The following is a 308-nucleotide window of genomic DNA, read 5'->3' on the forward strand; positions in this document are numbered from 1 at the left end:
GTGGTCGTGTCGAGGGTCGTGGTCGTGTCGCCGTCCGCGCGGAGCGCGGGGGTGGGCAGGAGGATCGGTTCCGGTGGGGTCAGCAACGCCATCGAGGCCTCGGAGAGGTAGCGGCGCTCCCCGGACTGCCACTCGTCGTGGGCTTCGATGAGAACGCAGCCGGCCAGGCGCAGCAGCGCCTGGCGTTGGGGAAGATCCCGACCACGTCGGTGCGGCGCTTGACCTCGCGGTTGAGGCGCTCGATCGGGTTGGTCGACCAGATCTTGCGCCAGTGTGCCTCGGGGAACACCGCGAAAGCGGTCACGTCG

1 pseudogene is annotated in these 308 nt (G+C 69.8%); it reads right to left on the reverse strand.

From position 1 onward, the window contains the following. Positions 1–308: pseudogene (locus GTR02_RS22240) on the reverse strand (transposase); the annotation flags it as partial.

The organism is Kineococcus siccus, assembly GCF_009906795.1.
Lineage (GTDB): Bacteria > Actinomycetota > Actinomycetes > Actinomycetales > Kineococcaceae > Kineococcus > Kineococcus siccus.